The sequence below is a fragment of the Formosa sp. Hel1_31_208 genome (genome assembly GCF_900104785.1).
GTDB lineage: Bacteria > Bacteroidota > Bacteroidia > Flavobacteriales > Flavobacteriaceae > Psychroserpens.
This window is the reverse complement of record NZ_LT629733.1, coordinates 1,170,989-1,188,467: the sequence shown is the minus strand read 5'-3', so window position 1 is coordinate 1,188,467 and position 17,479 is coordinate 1,170,989. Positions and strand designations below refer to the sequence as shown.

General features: G+C 35.4%; 19 protein-coding genes and 1 tRNA gene. 11 read left to right on the top strand and 9 right to left on the bottom strand.

Annotation, left to right across the window (positions count from 1 at the left end):
* Window positions 1-12: 12 nt before the first annotated feature.
* From BLT57_RS05180 to BLT57_RS05150, 7 genes are all read left to right on the top strand, one after another.
* The gene (locus BLT57_RS05180; protein ID WP_091426669.1) at window positions 13-711 is read left to right on the top strand and encodes a DUF6090 family protein; all 699 of its coding nucleotides are present in this window, start codon (window positions 13-15) and stop codon (window positions 709-711) included.
* Between the two features lie 116 nt (window positions 712-827).
* Entirely contained in the window at window positions 828-2,267 is a 1,440-nt protein-coding gene (locus BLT57_RS05175; protein WP_091423208.1) for an aldehyde dehydrogenase, read from the top strand.
* 7 nt (window positions 2,268-2,274) lie between these two features.
* Complete coding sequence (locus tag BLT57_RS05170) at window positions 2,275-3,201, top strand: hypothetical protein (RefSeq protein WP_157717123.1); 927 nt, start codon at window positions 2,275-2,277, stop codon at window positions 3,199-3,201.
* A gap of 18 nt (window positions 3,202-3,219) precedes the next feature.
* Window positions 3,220-4,002 (top strand): SDR family oxidoreductase, encoded by a 783-nt coding sequence (locus BLT57_RS05165; RefSeq protein ID WP_091423204.1) that lies wholly within the window; start codon window positions 3,220-3,222, stop codon window positions 4,000-4,002.
* A gap of 195 nt (window positions 4,003-4,197) precedes the next feature.
* On the top strand, window positions 4,198-4,734 hold the full coding sequence (locus tag BLT57_RS05160; RefSeq protein WP_091423202.1) for a 3-hydroxyanthranilate 3,4-dioxygenase: 537 nt from the start codon (window positions 4,198-4,200) through the stop codon (window positions 4,732-4,734).
* A 36-nt stretch (window positions 4,735-4,770) separates the two neighbouring features.
* A complete protein-coding gene (locus tag BLT57_RS05155; protein WP_091423200.1) occupies window positions 4,771-5,856 on the top strand; it encodes an amidohydrolase family protein in 1,086 nt (361 codons plus the stop codon).
* A complete protein-coding gene (locus tag BLT57_RS05150; protein ID WP_091423198.1) occupies window positions 5,856-6,497 on the top strand; it encodes an O-methyltransferase in 642 nt (213 codons plus the stop codon). Before BLT57_RS05155 ends, BLT57_RS05150 begins: the two co-directional genes overlap by 1 nt.
* Window positions 6,498-6,513: 16 nt before the next feature.
* Here the strand turns inward: BLT57_RS05150 and BLT57_RS05145 are convergent, their stop codons facing one another.
* The 6 genes from BLT57_RS05145 to BLT57_RS05120 form a co-directional block, all read right to left on the bottom strand.
* Complete coding sequence (locus BLT57_RS05145) at window positions 6,514-6,801, bottom strand: twin-arginine translocase TatA/TatE family subunit (RefSeq protein ID WP_091423196.1); 288 nt, start codon at window positions 6,799-6,801, stop codon at window positions 6,514-6,516.
* 108 nt (window positions 6,802-6,909) lie between these two features.
* On the bottom strand, window positions 6,910-9,201 hold the full coding sequence (locus BLT57_RS05140; RefSeq protein ID WP_091423193.1) for a M1 family metallopeptidase: 2,292 nt from the start codon (window positions 9,199-9,201) through the stop codon (window positions 6,910-6,912).
* 21 nt (window positions 9,202-9,222) lie between these two features.
* Entirely contained in the window at window positions 9,223-9,723 is a 501-nt protein-coding gene (locus BLT57_RS05135; RefSeq protein ID WP_091423191.1) for a DUF6702 family protein, read from the bottom strand.
* 86 nt (window positions 9,724-9,809) lie between these two features.
* Complete coding sequence (locus BLT57_RS05130) at window positions 9,810-10,610, bottom strand: hypothetical protein (RefSeq protein WP_091423189.1); 801 nt, start codon at window positions 10,608-10,610, stop codon at window positions 9,810-9,812.
* Window positions 10,597-11,364: a carboxypeptidase-like regulatory domain-containing protein gene (locus BLT57_RS05125; protein WP_091423187.1), complete on the bottom strand. Its 768-nt coding sequence runs from the start codon at window positions 11,362-11,364 to the stop codon at window positions 10,597-10,599. The genes BLT57_RS05130 and BLT57_RS05125 overlap by 14 nt, the downstream gene beginning before the upstream one ends.
* The gene (locus BLT57_RS05120; protein ID WP_091423185.1) at window positions 11,351-12,163 is read right to left on the bottom strand and encodes a carboxypeptidase-like regulatory domain-containing protein; all 813 of its coding nucleotides are present in this window, start codon (window positions 12,161-12,163) and stop codon (window positions 11,351-11,353) included. Before BLT57_RS05120 ends, BLT57_RS05125 begins: the two co-directional genes overlap by 14 nt.
* 114 nt (window positions 12,164-12,277) lie before the next feature.
* Between BLT57_RS05120 and pepE the strand changes: the two genes are divergently transcribed.
* Entirely contained in the window at window positions 12,278-12,985 is a 708-nt protein-coding gene (pepE, locus tag BLT57_RS05115) for a dipeptidase PepE (protein ID WP_091423183.1), read from the top strand.
* Between the two features lie 32 nt (window positions 12,986-13,017).
* Here pepE and BLT57_RS05110 read toward each other — a convergent pair.
* Both BLT57_RS05110 and BLT57_RS05105 read right to left on the bottom strand, forming a co-directional pair.
* Window positions 13,018-13,090 (bottom strand) — tRNA-Gly (locus BLT57_RS05110).
* Window positions 13,091-13,139: 49 nt separating this feature from the next.
* Complete coding sequence (locus BLT57_RS05105) at window positions 13,140-13,565, bottom strand: GNAT family N-acetyltransferase (protein WP_091423181.1); 426 nt, start codon at window positions 13,563-13,565, stop codon at window positions 13,140-13,142.
* Between the two features lie 137 nt (window positions 13,566-13,702).
* On the opposite strand from BLT57_RS05105, the gene BLT57_RS05100 reads away from it, so the two are divergent.
* On the top strand, window positions 13,703-14,437 hold the full coding sequence (locus BLT57_RS05100) for a M15 family metallopeptidase (RefSeq protein WP_091423179.1): 735 nt from the start codon (window positions 13,703-13,705) through the stop codon (window positions 14,435-14,437).
* 24 nt (window positions 14,438-14,461) lie between these two features.
* Window positions 14,462-15,232 (top strand): M48 family metalloprotease, encoded by a 771-nt coding sequence (locus BLT57_RS05095; RefSeq protein ID WP_091423177.1) that lies wholly within the window; start codon window positions 14,462-14,464, stop codon window positions 15,230-15,232.
* A gap of 64 nt (window positions 15,233-15,296) precedes the next feature.
* Here the strand turns inward: BLT57_RS05095 and BLT57_RS05090 are convergent, their stop codons facing one another.
* The gene (locus BLT57_RS05090; protein WP_091423173.1) at window positions 15,297-15,680 is read right to left on the bottom strand and encodes an ankyrin repeat domain-containing protein; all 384 of its coding nucleotides are present in this window, start codon (window positions 15,678-15,680) and stop codon (window positions 15,297-15,299) included.
* Between the two features lie 262 nt (window positions 15,681-15,942).
* On the opposite strand from BLT57_RS05090, the gene gpmI reads away from it, so the two are divergent.
* On the top strand, window positions 15,943-17,460 hold the full coding sequence (gpmI, locus tag BLT57_RS05085; protein ID WP_091423171.1) for a 2,3-bisphosphoglycerate-independent phosphoglycerate mutase: 1,518 nt from the start codon (window positions 15,943-15,945) through the stop codon (window positions 17,458-17,460).
* Window positions 17,461-17,479 lie beyond the last annotated feature (19 nt).

Sequence of the window (17,479 nt, the reverse complement as noted above, 5' to 3'; positions counted from 1 at the left end):
CGCTACAACCTCATGGAACAAAACAAATCCGGCAAATATCTCAAATACGCCATAGGAGAAATTATACTTGTAGTGATAGGAATATTGGTTGCCTTGCAGATTAATACATGGAATGAACAGAGAAAACTCCAAAATGAAGAGTTAAATTTATTAGCAGAAGTAAAATCAAATCTTGAAACGACATTAGAAAATTTTAAACTAGATTCATTATATAATTACAATACAATTTTACTTTATAAGTCTATAAATAAGCATATCGAAGCAGATTTACCATATAACGCAAAGCTTGATAGCGCATTTGCTGCTTTAACACTATGGAGTAGCCCATTTGCCACCTCAATAGCCTATAAAACCATTCAAACTAAAGGTCTGGACATTATAAAGAACAAGACACTTAAAAATAATATTGTAGACCTGTATGATGTCAAAATGACTTCTTTAACAGTAGACATAGATAAAGCCGAGTGGGCATTAAATACAAACGTAGTTAATCCTTTCGTTGCAAAACATATTCGAAAATTTAATGAGATATCTCTAAATACAGCCAGACCAAATGATTTTGAAGCATTAAAGACAAATAATGAATTCCTCAATATCTTAAGCATGCTAGTGCGGCAAAGACTAAAAGGGCTCGAATTTTACAGAATGACCATGATATTCATCAAGAATTTAATTGAAGACATTGCGATTGAACTCAATTCGAGGATATAGCCACAACATAATGTGTCTGTTGTATTAGAAAAAACTAACTGATGAAAAACAAAATAAAAGAGTTAATTTTAATCATCGAATCAGAAATAGAAAATCAATGATCAAATCGTGTTCTAATGACCATTAAAAACTACATCAACGGCAACTTTCATGATCCGATTCAAAACGAGTGGATAGACAATTACAACCCATCCAATGGTGAGGTCTACGGACAAATTCCAAACGCATCAAAAGAAGACGTTGAAAACGCATATATAGCTGCAAAATCTGCTTTTCCAACTTGGTCACAAACACCCTTAGATGAACGCAGTCGTATTCTTATTAAAATTTCTGAACTCTTAGAGACCAATCTTCAGCGTTTTGCAGAAGCCGAAAGCAAAGACAATGGAAAACCCGTGTCCTTAGCTAAAACCATTGATATCCCAAGGGCAGCGAGCAACTTTCGTTTCTTCGGAAATGCCATTACGCAATTTGCGAGTGAAAGTCATGAAAGCATTGGGCAACAAGCTATTAATTACACCTTACGACAACCTATTGGCGTTGTGGGATGCATTTCACCCTGGAACCTTCCACTCTACCTCTTTACCTGGAAAATCGCTCCAGCCATTGCAGCAGGAAATTGTGTGGTTGCAAAACCTAGTGAAGTTACGCCCATGACAGCCTATTTGCTCGGAGAAATTTGTAACGAAGCAGGCTTACCTAAAGGGGTTTTAAATATCGTTCACGGTCTAGGCACTACTACTGGACAGGCCATTGTTGAACATTCAGACATTAAAGCCATATCCTTTACAGGCGGCACAGCTACAGGAGCGCATATTGCTAAAGTGGCCGCTCCTATGTTTAAAAAATTATCTCTGGAGCTAGGTGGAAAAAATCCAAATATCATTTTCGCCGATTGCGATTATGACGATATGCTCAATACAACTGTCCGCTCGTCATTTGCCAATCAAGGTCAGATATGCCTCTGCGGAAGTCGGATTTTTGTGGAAGCATCTATCTATGACAAATTCAAAGCTGATTTCGTCGCTAAAGTAAAAGCTCTAAAAGTTGGACACCCTTCTAAAGTCGATACTAATATCGGTGCTCTGGTGTCTAAACCTCATTTGGACAAAGTTAAAGCCTACATCCAAATTGCTAAAGATGAAAACGGAATCGTTTTATGTGGCGGAAATGAGGTAACCATTGAAGGTTATGAAAATGGGTATTATTTAGAACCAACAGTTATTGAAGTTCCAACGGATGACTGTCGTGTGAATCAAGAAGAAATTTTTGGCCCTGTGGTCACCATCATGCCGTTTAATACTGAAGACGAGGTGTTACAAATGGCGAATAAAGTCAAATACGGACTTTCAGCTACGCTTTGGACTAACAATTTAAAACGCACCATGCGCATGAGCAATCAATTACAAGCCGGAATTGTTTGGGTAAACACCTGGATGATGCGCGATTTACGGACACCCTTTGGTGGCGTAAAAGATTCTGGTGTTGGCCGTGAAGGTGGCTTTGAAGCCTTACGCTTTTTCACGGAAGCTAAGAACGTCTGTATAAAATATTAAAACTCACATGAAACAGTTTATTATAGTATTGCTATTATCTTTTTTTATGTATTCATGCGGTAATGATGAATACGACTGGATTGATAGATCTAAACATGAAGGTTTAATAAACTTAAATTATTCTCAAAACTTTGAAATTTACGCAACGCAATCTAACCCAGAAAATATTAAAGCAACAATTGAAAACCTTGAATTTGCAAAAGCTTATTATGATAAAATTTTTAATGAAAATTTAAATTTCGCAGTACTCTTTGTAGATAATAAAAACTGGGACAAGTATGCATTTAGTCCTCCTCCAGGAATGCCACAAGCCTATCATAAAGGGAACATGGTTTTAGGCTTAGGAAAATCAGTTATGGCCATGAATGCTGAACAAAGCATACATTATATGCCAGAAAAGGCCATTCAAACATTAAAAACACATTTTGGTCAAAATATTGATTTAGACAAATTCTTTAGGGACGGATTAGCATTACACGAACTTGGACACTTATACCAATTTTATAGAACTAGCAATACAGCTCAAAGACAATGGCTTAATGAACTTTTTGGAAACCTATGTCAAGTTGGTGCAGCAAAAAGTATGAAAGATAAAACAGTGTTTAACCAAATGGATATCTATCAAAACTTGCTCATTCAAGGCAATCAATGGGGAAACCTTAAATACACTTCTTTAGAACAATTTGAAAGAAACTATTTTGATGTTATGATAGATGGAAGAAACTACGGATGGTATCAAACGAGGTTTTATACCATTGCTAAAAAGCTACATAATACTTATGGAGATGAGATTATATCAAAGTTCTTAGAATTCTTGATTACATCTGATCCAGCCACATTTGGTAAAGTAAGCGACCAACAACTTAATACTATATTGCTCAATAAATTTGGACCAGAGGTCGTGAATACTCTTGAATGGGAACATTCAAATTAAATTTAGAATTAAAGAACTATGAACTTAGAACTCAATAACAAATACGCCTTAGTCTGCGGCAGTACTGCAGGTATAGGGAAAGCGACAGCTATGGCTCTAGCCGAAGAAGGCACCATCGTAACCCTTATTGCTAGAAACGAAGATAAACTAAAAGCAACTTTAGCTGAATTGCCTCAGCATCGGCCGCACGATTATATTGTTGCCGATTTTTCAAATCCAACAGCATTGAAAGCAAAAGTGGAGGATTATATTAAGACACACCATGGCTTTCACATTTTAGTAAATAATACTGGTGGACCAAAAGGCGGACCAGTATTCTCTGCCGAGATTTCAGAATTTGAAAGTGCCTTTACTCAACATTTAAAATGTAATCATGTATTGGCTCAAGCTGTTGTGCCTTTTATGAAAAGTGAAGGCTATGGCCGTATCATCAATGTAATCTCAACGTCTGTAAAACAACCCCTTGATGGCTTAGGAGTGAGCAATACTATTCGTGGTGCTGTTGCCAATTGGAGCAAAACCTTAGCCAATGAGTTAGGGCAATTTGGAATCACCGTAAATAATGTACTTCCTGGCGCGACAGGTACTGAACGTCTTACAGAAATTATTAAAAATAAATCGGTTAAATCTGGAAGTTCTCAAGAAGAAGCCGCTAATGCAATGAAAAGTGCTGTACCTGCTAAACGTTTTGCCAAACCAGAAGAACTAGCTGATGCGATTACGTTTTTAGCCAGTGAACGTGCAGGATATATCAATGGAATTAATTTACCCGTTGATGGCGGACGAACAAAATCGTTATAAAACTGTAATTCCATATTTTATTCTTAATTTTATTGAAATGAACAATTCGCGTTAAGGATTAAGGTATTGTTGAAGCTCCTCGAAGAGAGCGACTACCGAAAGCCTGACCTTCTGCAGCTTTAGCGCAAGAGGGAACGCCCAACAAATACTAATGTGATTCTGAGATATGTTCAGAATACCAAAACATAAAACACTATGAGTAAATTATATCCTCCTATTAACTTTAAAGCGTGGATTGATGAAAACCGTCATTTATTAAAGCCGCCTGTTGGAAACAAAGTGGTATGGAAAGATGGTGATTTTATCGTGATGGTTGTTGGTGGACCTAACAGTAGAAAAGACTATCATTATAACGAAACTCCTGAATTTTTCTATCAGGTAGAAGGTGATATTGTATTAAAAGTCATTGATAAAGGCACGCCTAAGGACATCCACATTAAAGAAGGTGAAATTTTCTTACTGCCGCCTAAAGTTCCGCATTCACCTCAGCGTGGCGCAAATACTGTTGGCTTAGTGATAGAATACCCAAGAGAAAAAGGAGTTCAAGATGCCCTACTCTGGTTTTGCGAAAACTGTACTACCAAATTGTATGAAGAGGATTTTACCTTAGACAATATTGAAACCGATATGCCTGCTATTTTTGATAAATACTATGGCGATGTGGATAAACGCAGTTGTCCAAATTGCGGTCAAGTTATGCAGCCTCCAAAAAAAGTGCAATTAGAAGATTAAATAGTTACTTTACAAAATACGTCTAATGACGTCACCATGGAAAAACGAAAACTAAGAATAAACGGTCACTCCCATCTCCTTCCTTATCCGGAAGAAATCCCTCAATTCATGAAAGACAAGGGTATTTTTTGGGTAGATAAGGACCGAAAATTTATGCTGCAAAAAGATTGGAACCGCCCGATTACTGACTCTAGTTTCTTTTTAAACGAAAAGCTCGCGTGGATGGAGCGTTTTAATATTGATCATGCGGTTGTTCTCAATTTATCACAACTATACGGAAATGGTTTGCGCGTTGAAGAAATGAAGCAAGCCCTGCGTTTTCAGAATGATTTTAATGCTAAAATTCAATGTGAAAATCCGAGTAAATTTACCTGTGGATTTGTCGTACATCCTGGATTTGTTCGCGGTGCCTGTTGGGAAATAGAGCGGTGTGTGGAGGAATTAGGCATGCAACTATTGTGTTTGCCCACCCATTACATGGATACTATTGGAACTTGGCGTTGTATATTTGACGAAGAAAATGAACCCATATTTGAATTAGCTAGTAAATACAATTTGGCTATCGAAGTCCATCCTTATGATGGTGAAAAATTTATCAAATTAGAGAACACCTCTTGGCGTTTTCATTTGATCTGGATGCTGGCACAATGTGCCGATGCGTATCACTTTTTAACCCTTAATGGTTATCAGGATAAATATCCAAATATGCGGACTTGTTTTGCTCATGGTGGACAATTAGCACAAATTAACTTGGGACGACGTATTCAAGGTTTTGATGGCCGTCCAGATTTGTTTGAAGGCAAAAGTCACCCTAGAAAAGCGGTAGGGCACAAAAACATCTTTTTTGATACGTTAGTTCATGATACTGGTGGCTTACAATTATTAATTAAAAATCAAGGCTCAAAGCAAGTCCTAATGGGGTTAGATGATCCTTATCCTTTAGGCGAAATGGAGAGTGAGAAACAATCGTCTTATCCAGGGAAAATTTTAGATTTAGCAATTGACCAAGATATTATTACTGAAACAGAACGTGACGCTATTTGGGAAGACAATGTTATCCAATGGTTATGTGGTGATGACCAAGAGGCTAAAAACAAATTAGTAAAGCGAATTTTAGGATAATGCATTTTCTACCTGAAACATTGGACGACTATATTGTTGCCCATTCTGAAACAGAACCAGAATTACTCCAGGAACTCACAAGAGAGACCTATCAGAAAATTTTACAACCAATCATGCTCAGCGGACCATATCAAGGCCGTGTACTTAGTATGATTTCGAAATTGATACGTCCGAAAACCATTCTTGAACTTGGTACTTTTACCGGTTATGCAACCCTATGTCTAGCAGAAGGCTTGCAAGCAAATGGTGAAATCCATACCATTGACATCAATGAAGAGCTCGTTGATTTTCAACGCAAGTACTTCGGCAAATCGGGGTATGGTGCCCAAATTCATCAACATTTAGGATCTGCTATAACCCTTATTCCAACCTTAAACCTAACGTTTGATTTGGTATTTATAGATGCCGACAAACCTAATTATGTAAATTACTTTCACTTAATCATTGACAAACTAAATCCTGGTGGCATTATCCTATCTGACAATGTTTTGTGGCATGGTAAGGTTATAGAGCCTTTAAAAGAAAAAGACATCTCTACTAAAGCCGTTTTAGACTACAATACGCTATTAAAAAATGATGACCGCATCGAAACCGTCGTATTACCCATTAGAGATGGATTAACCATAAGTCGAAAGAAATAAAAATGACATAGTTGGTTTACAGTTTTCGACTTACCGAACCGGTAAAATCTTCAAGACTATCTTTGACCTTATTAATCTCTTCAGAGATTTCTTTAGTCACATCAGTATTAAGACCTTGCTTGTCAGCAGTTTTTGTGATTTCAGATTTAATATCATTTGAAGCATCTTTCAACATGCGCATCCCTTTGCCTAAACCTCTGGCAATTTCAGGTATTTTATCGGCACCAAAAACCATCACCACGATGAAGAGAATAAAAACCACTTCTGGTGTCCCAATAAATAAAAAGGATGTTAACTGTATCACGATACAAATATAATGAGATGTTTTGGTATTATAATAGTATTTTTCTAAATATAGACATAAAAAAAGCCGATTAAATAATCGGCTTTTTAATAGAGTCTTTGGCTACAATTAACCTTTCACTTTATTTTTGAACTTATCAAAATCACTCTCTTTCACTTCTTTAGGCCAAGAATTATTTGATGTATCGATATCAGCTGTTTCTTCTTTTGGATCTACTTTAATAGATACAATTTCTTTTTCAGAAGCTATAGCTTTACGTACTTCATTGTCATTAAATCTCCATATTTGAGCTGGATACGTCTCGGTTTTTGTAGTTCCATCAGCATAAGTAAATTCTACAATAATTGGCATCACCAAACCACCTGGTTTCTCAAATGTGATATCATAGAAATATTTTGGCTGTTTAATAATTTTACGTTCTTCAGGTGTGAAGTTATCCATCATGTATTCCTTAAGTGTTGGTGAATTATCTGCAGATGACCCTTGACGTAATTTCTCGTCAAACTCATCGCTACCTTCTTCAACTAGGTATACAAGACTTAAATCTTCAAGATTAATATTTCTACTAGACGCATAGTTTTTAGCGTATTGATTTGGTTCTGATGATACATAATATTTCTTAACTTCTTTCAATCCGATATCAGACCAATTTGTGGTGTAAAACCATCCTCTCCAATACCAATCTAGATCAAATGCTGAAGCATCTTCCATTGTACGGAAAAAATCTTCAGGAGTTGGGTGTTTGAACATCCAGCGATTAGCGTATTCTTTGAACGCATAATCAAACAATTCACGTCCCATAACGGTCTCTCTTAAAATATTTAATGCCGTTGCAGGTTTCCCGTAGGCGTTGTTACCAAACTGATAGGTATTAAGACCTTTGGTCATTATTGGTGCAATATAATCTTGATTTCCACCCATATATCTTACGATATTTTTTGCAGGACCACGACGTGACGGATATTTCTCATCACCCGGCGACAAGGCTCCAGGATACCATTCACCAAAATCTTGCTCAGCAACGTATTGCATAAATGTATTTAAACCCTCGTCCATCCAAGTCCATTGACGCTCATCACTATTAATAATCATTGGAAAGAAGTTATGGCCAACCTCATGAATAATAACACTCATCATCCCATATTTCGTACGGTCATCATAATTTCCATTTTCATCAGGACGACCATAGTTCCAACAGATCATTGGGTACTCCATTCCTTGTCGTCTTGCATGTACTGAAATAGCTTTATGATACGGGTAATCAAATGTCATGCGCGAGTATGACTTTAAAGTACTGGCAACTGCTTTTGTTGACCACTGTTCCCATAATGGGTTTCCTTCTTTAGAATATAAAGAAACCGCCATGACATCTTTAGCACCAATTTTAACAGCCATCATATCCCAGATGTATTTTCTAGACGTTGCAAATCCGAAGTCTCTTACATTTTCTGCATAAAGTTTCCATGTGTTTTTGCCTTTATATCGACCTTTCTCTCTTACTTCTGCTTCTGCTTGTGTTGAAATCACAACCGGTTCGTCATATGATTTTTTCGCTTTCTCATAACGCTTCATCATATCACTTGAGAATACATCTTTTCTATTCATTAATCGTCCTGTTCCGTCTAATAAATGATCCGCTGGCACTGTAATATTAACCTCAAAATTTCCAAAAGGTAATGCGAACTCATCACGTCCCCAAAACTGAGAATTTTGCCACCCTTCCACATCATTATAAACAGCCATTCGAGGATAGAACTGAGCTATCACGTAATTTCTGTTACCATCAGGAAATAATTCATATCCTGAACGTCCTCCATCAGTAACATGGTTATTGATTTGATACCACCATTTGATATTAAAAGAGAATTTATCTCCAGTTTTCATGGCTTGAGGTAATTCCACACGCATCATGGTTTGATTGATCATATGTGGTAATGCTTTACCATTTATGCCTGTTACACTTTCTATATTGAAACCTCCATCAAAGCTATCATTCATGTAAGAAGAAGCAAATCTTGACGCTGATAATGCAGGTGTCAATCTGCTTGATTCGATATCTTTTGAAGGCGAATCTTTTTGTCGTACATTTTGATCTAATTGCACCCATAAATAAGTCAACTCGTCAGGCGAGTTATTTGTATATGTAATGGTTTCATTACCGCTCAACACTGCAGTTTCATCATTGATTTCAATGTCCATTTTATAATCGGCCTGTTGTTGATAATACGCTGGACCAGGCGCTCCAGACCCTGTTCTATACATATTTGGTGTAGCGAACTCATCGTATAGTTGCTTGAATTTGTTCTGATTAGTATGACCCGGTTTTTGTTCTTGGTCTTGAGCCATTGCATTAAAAGATATAAATGCAATTGACATAAAAATGTACTTTAGTATTTTCATAGTAATTATTAAGAGGGTTGGTTATTTAAAATTTAAGTATTGATTTTGATCTTCAGTGGTAAAAATCAAGTTATTTGCTTCAGAATTTATCTTTGTTTTTACCACGTTTTTTTGCTTCGGAAATAAGTCAAACAAAAGCATATTACTAATTTCAATTGTATTTATTGACTTTACGTTTTCAATTTCCAAATAACACACTATCAAGTCATTTTCATATTCTTTACCTATGAATCTGAACGGTGTATTCTGCGTATTAATTTTAATATCAATTTTTTGATTTAAATATTTCTTTATGTAATCATTAACCATTGGGTCTTCATCAAGAGTGGTTAATTTAATCGTTGCATCATAACGTTCTTGAAGTGTATACTCCAAATCTGCAATATCAATTCGCGAAATCATTTGAACAGATGCTTTCTCTTTAACATAAGTAATCTGCGTCACACTCACATAGTATTTGTGAGCTGACGACATAAAAAGGGGTAAAATAAAAGCGAAAATCGAAGCTTTTAGTAAGTTCATAGTAAAATTTAAGTCGTAAAAGTAACTAATTCAAGCACTATTTCGTGTTTAAAAAATGTTAATAAAAGTTATAAAATTTTCGTTAATCAATCTTCTGTAATAACATCGTTATCAGAGTAGAGGTATAATTTTTGAAGTAAGAATTCGTAGGTTTTAAAACTATTATAATTATTACAAAGTGCTAAAAAACTTGGATCTTCAGCCACGTAATAAAAGAAGGCAATTTTTAAATGTTCTTCTATCTCGTATTCAGCAAATAACATCTCCGAAAATTCGCCTTTTACTTTATTCATGCACGTTACTTGTTCTTCTAGCCTCACAATTTTCTTCAATTTCTTGGTGCGCCCAGAAATTTTGTTCAAAATCTTATGAATATTGACGCCTATAAATAACGGAGCTATAATTACAGACTTTCCCGCATCTGCCTCGTAGAGCTTTTTTTCTTTTATAGTTTTCTGTTTGCCTGTATAACCAGGAATCCCAACATCATAAAAATTAATATCTCGCTTTGCGTCGCTATTTTCAATATCTAATAGCAAATTACCTGTAAGTACTTTACCAACTATTACTTCATCGAGTTCGTTTACTCTGTCATCAAGGGCAATACTCACAAATTTGGAAGATAACATCGTTTCTGAAACGATTATATTTTGAGGTATATATTGAACACTAGAAACTAAAATTGTATCATTTAACCTCACTGGTAATACAAATTCGCCACGTTCGTTAGTGGTTGTGAATTTCTGTGCAGAAAGATTCAATACGTGAATATTATCTATTTCAGCGCTCGCCTTTATTTGCCCCTTTAAGTCAACCGTTTGAGCACAACTTAGTATACAGCAAAAACTGATAATAATACTATTTAATATGTCTTTAATCTTTATCAATTTGTAAACGAAAAGCTTCTATTTTTATCTGTAAAAATTGAAGCATTTTTAATTCATTACCCGATCTATAGAGCTCCATAAATTTAGGGTCATCGGCACTAAAGTAAAAAAATTCTCCCTGTTGTATGGTTTCTAAAGAATTGGTATTAAATAATAGCACGGTATATTTTGACTTTACGGCTTGGACTGCTAATTCCAATTTTTCACGTTCTAACTGCTTATTTAATCGTTTTGTACGTCCAGAAATCCAATTGATAAGCGGGTTTAATGGTATGAATCCTCCTCCACTTTTTGCTTCAAAAATTCGCTGTTCGGTTATTGTCATTCTTGGTCCTGTATATCCTGGTATTCCGACATCATAAAAATTAATGTCGCGTTTAACATCACTGTTTTCTATATCAGACATAAGATCACCCGTTAATATTTTGCCCACAACAACTTGATCTAATTCATTCACTTTATCATCCAAATTAACTGTTACTCTTTTGGTTTGGATAATGACGTCAGTAACAACAAACTCATGGAGCTTATATTGAACACCCGAAACCATAATGGTATCAAATAATCGCACAGGAATTTGAAATTCGCCATCGTCATTCGTGATGGTAAATTTGTGGGCTGTTTTATTAATTATATGGATACCGTAAAGGTTGGCACTTGCCAAAACTTTACCAGAAATTTCATGCGTTTGAGCTACTAATCTAGTCGAAAATACTATTAGCGCGATTATTAAAAGACCTTTATTTCTTCTCACTCTTTGAATTTAGAAACTCTTTGCTCCTTGCATAAAGTACTTGAAGGAATTCTAACTCCTTACCATAATTAAGTAAAGAAACATCAAAGTTCTCGTCATCTTCAACAAAGCGAATAAATTCTTCAACACGATGTTCAGGGATATCAAAGTTATCAATGATAAATTCGGAACCAAAATAATATTTAATAGAGCTTACGGGAACTTCTGGTATACCCGAAGCTTTCTTGTCTTTAATTTCGCTTCTAAACAAAGGCAACAAAAGTTGATCGACTACATTTACAATATTAAGTCCGTTAACCATTGTTTGAGATTGCGAATGCAAGGCTTCATTTTGAATCGCAGAGCGATTATCATCTGAGAATTCATATTCGTCCCTTTTTTTAATTCCGAAGTATAGTGCATCTAATTTTGGATTAAACGTCTTAACTGTTTCCACATCTGTTTGAAGGTCTCCAGACAGTCCTTTAGTTAAAACTAAAATTTCATCCAATTTATTAATTTCTTCAATCAAAAAGACCCGCATCCGTTTGGATGCTATGATAGCTTCACTTACTTGTAAATCAAAATTCTGGTACTGCAAGGCTCTAAATTCAATGAAATCGTTTAGACCAACCTCAATTGTAAATTCTCCATTTTCATCTGTAGTAACACCTTTATTAGAAGAGGTATTAAATACTGTTATTCCCTCTACATCATTACCCTCAACAATAATTTTACCTTCAACTTGAACACGCTGAAATGATTGTGCATTAATCAATAGGTTTGAAAGGGTAAAACAAAGGAGTATTAATTTTTTCATGGATAGCATTTTAATTGAGTAAAGAAAAGATTTGAAAACTTAATTTAATAATAATGGCGCACTAAACTTTTGTTAAATTAATCCTTTACCTAAATTTACAACAAATTACAACCAATGAGAAATATTATTATTGCTAGTACATCGACGATTCATGGTGGCGAACCACTTGATTATATATTAGAAGAATTGCGCGTTCTTTTCAAAGACACTTCAGAAATAGTTTTCATTCCATATGCAAGACCTAGTGGAATTACCCATGATGAATACACCGCTAAAATTAATAATGCTTTTCAAAAAATTGATAAACATGTTGTCGGTCTTCATGAATTTGAACATCCAAAAAAAGCCTTAGAACAAGCAAAAGGTATTTTTACGGGTGGTGGTAATACTTTTGTTTTGGTCAATCAATTGTATAAACATGATTTGGTGGATACTATCAAATCTGTGGTTAAAAATGGAACACCTTATTTTGGCACCAGTGCTGGTAGCAATATTTGCGGTCTCACCATAAACACTACCAATGACATGCCTATAGTATATCCGCCAAGTTTTAAAACATTTGGATTTGTACCATTCAACATTAATCCACATTATTTAGATCCAGATCCAAGTAGCACGCATATGGGCGAAACAAGGGAGACTAGAATAAAAGAATTCCACAAGTTCAACACACAACCGGTTGTTGGTATTCGCGAAGGGAGTTGGTTAGAGGTTAAAGGCGATGCTATTGTGTTAAACGGACCATTAAACGCAAGAATTTTTCAATATGACAAATCACCTTATGAAGTGCCTTCTGGAACAGATTTACGCGGATTAAAATAAAAAGCTTCATCTAGATTTGATAAAGCTTATTGAGCGAGAGACCGGGTTCGAACCGGCGACATTCAGCTTGGAAGGCTGACGCTCTACCAACTGAGCTACTCTCGCTTTTGAGCTACAAAGATATGATATCTTTTCAATCTCGGCATCTAAAACTTTACAACTTTTTTAAAAAATGATAACCTAAAATCTCAAAGCCCTCATTATAATAAAATTTATGAGAAGGGTAATTTTGAACGTAGGTATTTAACTCTGCGGTTTGGCATCCTTTAGTTTTTACATAATCATAAATCCAACTCAAAAATTGTTTTCCTAAGCCCATATTTCGATAGGCTTCATCTATATAGACATGATCAATTTCTACAGTTTTTCCTGCATAGTGTCTCGTACAAAACCACATCCCTGTAACTCCAATAATTTTATTTTCATCTTGAATAACGGCACACTCATAATTTTGAGTTGACATTTCCGTAAATCGCTGTTTTAAGAGATCGTCTGAAAATTTGTGATTTGTCAATTCTTGAATTAAGGGAATAACATCATGTATCTGTGAGGCCTCGAGTAATTTAAACTGAAATGTCATGATATATTATTTTAAGTGAAGATAAATATTTTGGTTAAGTTTGGTACTGTTGCCATATAAACATTACGAAAACAAGATATTTTATACTTAAAAGTACTTATAACTATTTGGCATACATTATGTATATTCTAAACCGTATGAAAAGACGTTCATTTATAAAAACATCGGCAATTGCAGGCCTAGGGCTATCGGCATTTCCATCGGTGGCCTTTCAGCATGTAAATGGGCTTATTTCTTATGAAGAACTCATAGGAAAAGGGCAACCTAAACTATTTGGGAATGGTTTTTCCTTGCGACAGGAAGCGCATCAAGCATTTATTGAATTAGTTTCTGAAGCTTTAAAAAGTGACATCCGCATTCAAATTGTGTCTAGTTATAGAAGCTTTGCACATCAAAATAGAATTTGGGAACGCAAATACAAGCAAAATATAACCAATGGACTCAGTCCTGCAAATAGTATTAATAAAATCATTGAGTACTCGACAATACCTGGAACATCACGTCATCATTGGGGCACAGATATAGATATCATTGACGGTCAAGTAAAACAGCCAAGCAATGTTCTTAATCCAGTACACTTTGAAGACCATGGTTGTTTTTCAAAACTCAAATCATGGATGGATGCGTATGCCAATACTTTCGGCTTCTATTTAGTGTATACAAATACCAACAATCGACAAGGCTTTAAATATGAACCTTGGCATTACAGTTATAAACCCCTCTCTAAATTATATTTGAATACCTATCAGAATTACAACTTAAAGACCATTATTAATTCTGAAGATTTAATGGGAGCTGAGCACTTTTCTAATGAGTTTATTGATAACTATTTGAATAAAAATATTTTAGACATCAATCCAGAACTTTTGTAAATTTAAACACTAACACTATCATTGATGAGAGGAAGAAATTTAAAAGTAAGATTATTCATTGGAGTTGCCATAGCGCTCTTTTTTGTAATTAAACGATGTAGTCAAAGAGAAGAGAATCCATATACGGGTCGTGTGCAAACCATTTCCATGACTCCAGACAGAGAAATACAAATTGGTTTGGCTAGTGCTCCACAAATGGCTCAACAACATGGTGGGCTCCATCCAAACAACCAATATCAGGCTTTGGTAGATAACGTCGGACGGAAACTTGTGAATAGGAGTATTGCCCAACAAACACCATACAACTATGAATTCCATTTATTAGCCGATCCAAATACGATTAACGCCTTTGCTTTACCTGGTGGTCAAATATTTATTACTTATGCTTTATTTTCTCAACTAGAAAATGAATCACAATTAGCAGGTGTTCTTGGTCATGAGATTGGCCACGTTCTTGGTCGTCATAGTGCCGAACGAATTGCTGAAAGTGAATATTGGCAAGGGCTTGTAACTGCGGGTTCCGTTGGTGGTGACGTAGGAGGCTTAGTAGGAGGAATTGGTCAGCAAACTTTATTAACTAATGGTAGAGATGACGAGTTGGAAAGCGATGATTTAGGTGTGAAATTTATGATGAAAGCGGGATATGACCCTTATGAAATGATTGATGTTATGGAAATCCTGAAGGCTGCAGCTGGACCAAATCGAGTGCCAGAATTTCAAAGCACACATCCTGATCCTGATAATAGAATCGAACAAATCGAAGCCGCTATTGAAAAATACAAAAATGCGCTCTAATTTCTTAAAGCGCATTTTCTACTAACTAACTTAAATAATTGTTTCGAATATGGAAACTTAATTGTTAAGACTCTAGACCTTTGATATAAGCCAAAGTATCTTGTGCATTTGAAATCTCAGCATATCTTTGTGCTGTCATCCCCTTAGTGGACTTTGAATCTAATTTCGCTCCTTTTTCAACAAGAACCTTTAAAATATCAAGTCTGTTATACTTTGCTGCATACATGGCAGGTGTCAATCCGTTTGATTTTTTGTTGACATCTTGACCTAAGTCAATCAACTTTTTAACGGTATCAATATCTCCTTTTACAATAGAGATACAAAATGGGTCAACCACTCTTTTCGTTACGGTCTCGTAGGTTGAAGGTGATACAAGGTCATTTGTTGCATTTATGGATGTAAATGAAAATCCTAATGCGATTGCGATAATTACTGCTGTTTTTTTCATGATGAAAGATTTAATTAATTGATTTTTGTTTTTTGATTATACCTAAAAGACGATGTAAATTCTATTGTGTTACACGAAAATCTCTTTAATAACATTTATTTAACTATTTGTAAATAACTCTGTTAACAGTATCATAAATTGACTAAACAGTTTAACATTGGCTATAAAGGGCTATCATTAAAAGGTAATTACGCGTATTTTACAATCCGAAGTTTAGATAAAACGCATTAAACTTTTATCTTTGATTTTTAACACTGAAATGATGAACAAAAAAGTTATTTTAATGATCTTGGATGGATGGGGAATGTCACCAGATCCGAAGGTCTCGGCAATTGATAATGCAGATACTCCTTTTATAGATTCACTATATCACAACTATTCAAATGCTACTTTAAGAACCGATGGCTTGCATGTAGGCTTACCTGAAGGTCAAATGGGTAATAGTGAAGTTGGACATATGAATTTAGGAGCTGGGAGGATTGTTTATCAGGATTTAGTAAAAATAAATCTTGCTGTAAAGAATAATACGTTAAAGGATGAACAAGTATTGATTGATGCCTTTCAGTATGCCAAAGACAATAATAAACCTATTCATTTCTTAGGGCTTGTTAGTGATGGCGGTGTTCACTCACATATCAATCACCTGTTTGGATTGATTGATGCGGCCAATGACTTCGGAATAAAAAATTCTTACGTACATGCTTTTACAGATGGTAGGGACGTAGATCCTAAATCTGGTTTTGGTTTTATTACCTCTCTAGAATCGCATATTAAAGATTCAAATACCCAGTTAGCTACTGTGACAGGACGGTATTATGCTATGGACAGAGATAAACGATGGGAACGCGTTAAGTTGGCATATGATGCATTAGTCAATGGTCTTGGTGAACTTGCGCATTCAGCTACAGAGGCTATTGAACACCAATACAACAACGATGTAACCGACGAGTTCATTAAGCCCATCATTATAACAAACAATCAAGATCAGCCCATAGCACAAATAAAAGACGGTGATGTGGTCATCTTTTTCAATTTCAGAACTGATCGTGGAAGAGAACTCACCGAAGCCTTATCTCAAAATGATTTCCATGAACAAAATATGCACAAGCTCAACTTACATTATGTAACCTTAACCAATTACGATGATTCTTATTCAGGAATCAATGTCGTTTTTAATAAGGACAATCTTACTGATACACTAGGAGAGATTTTAGAAAAACACAATAAGACCCAAATTAGGATTGCCGAAACTGAAAAATATCCACATGTGACATTTTTCTTTTCAGGTGGACAAGAGAAACCATTTAAAGGCGAAACACGAATTTTAAGAAACTCCCCTAAAGTAGCAACTTATGATTTAAAACCTGAAATGAGTGCTTATGAATTAAAAGATGCCCTTATTCCTGAATTACAAAAAGGCGATGTGGACTTTGTTTGTTTAAATTTCGCTAATGGCGATATGGTAGGACATACTGGAGTTATGGAAGCTGCAATTAAAGCTTGTGAAGCTGTAGATGAATGTGTAAAAGACGTCTTAGAAGTTGCTTTAGATAATCATTATACGACGATTCTAATCGCAGATCATGGAAACTGTGAAACCATGATTAATCCTGATGGAACACCAAATACAGCACATACTACTAACCCTGTGCCTGTTATTTTAATTGATAATGAAAAGCTGACTATAAAATCCGGTGTTTTGGGAGACATTGCCCCTACCATATTAAAGCTAATGGGCATACCCCAACCAGCAGCAATGACGCAAGAATCTCTAGTCTAATAAATGTTAAATGTTGTAC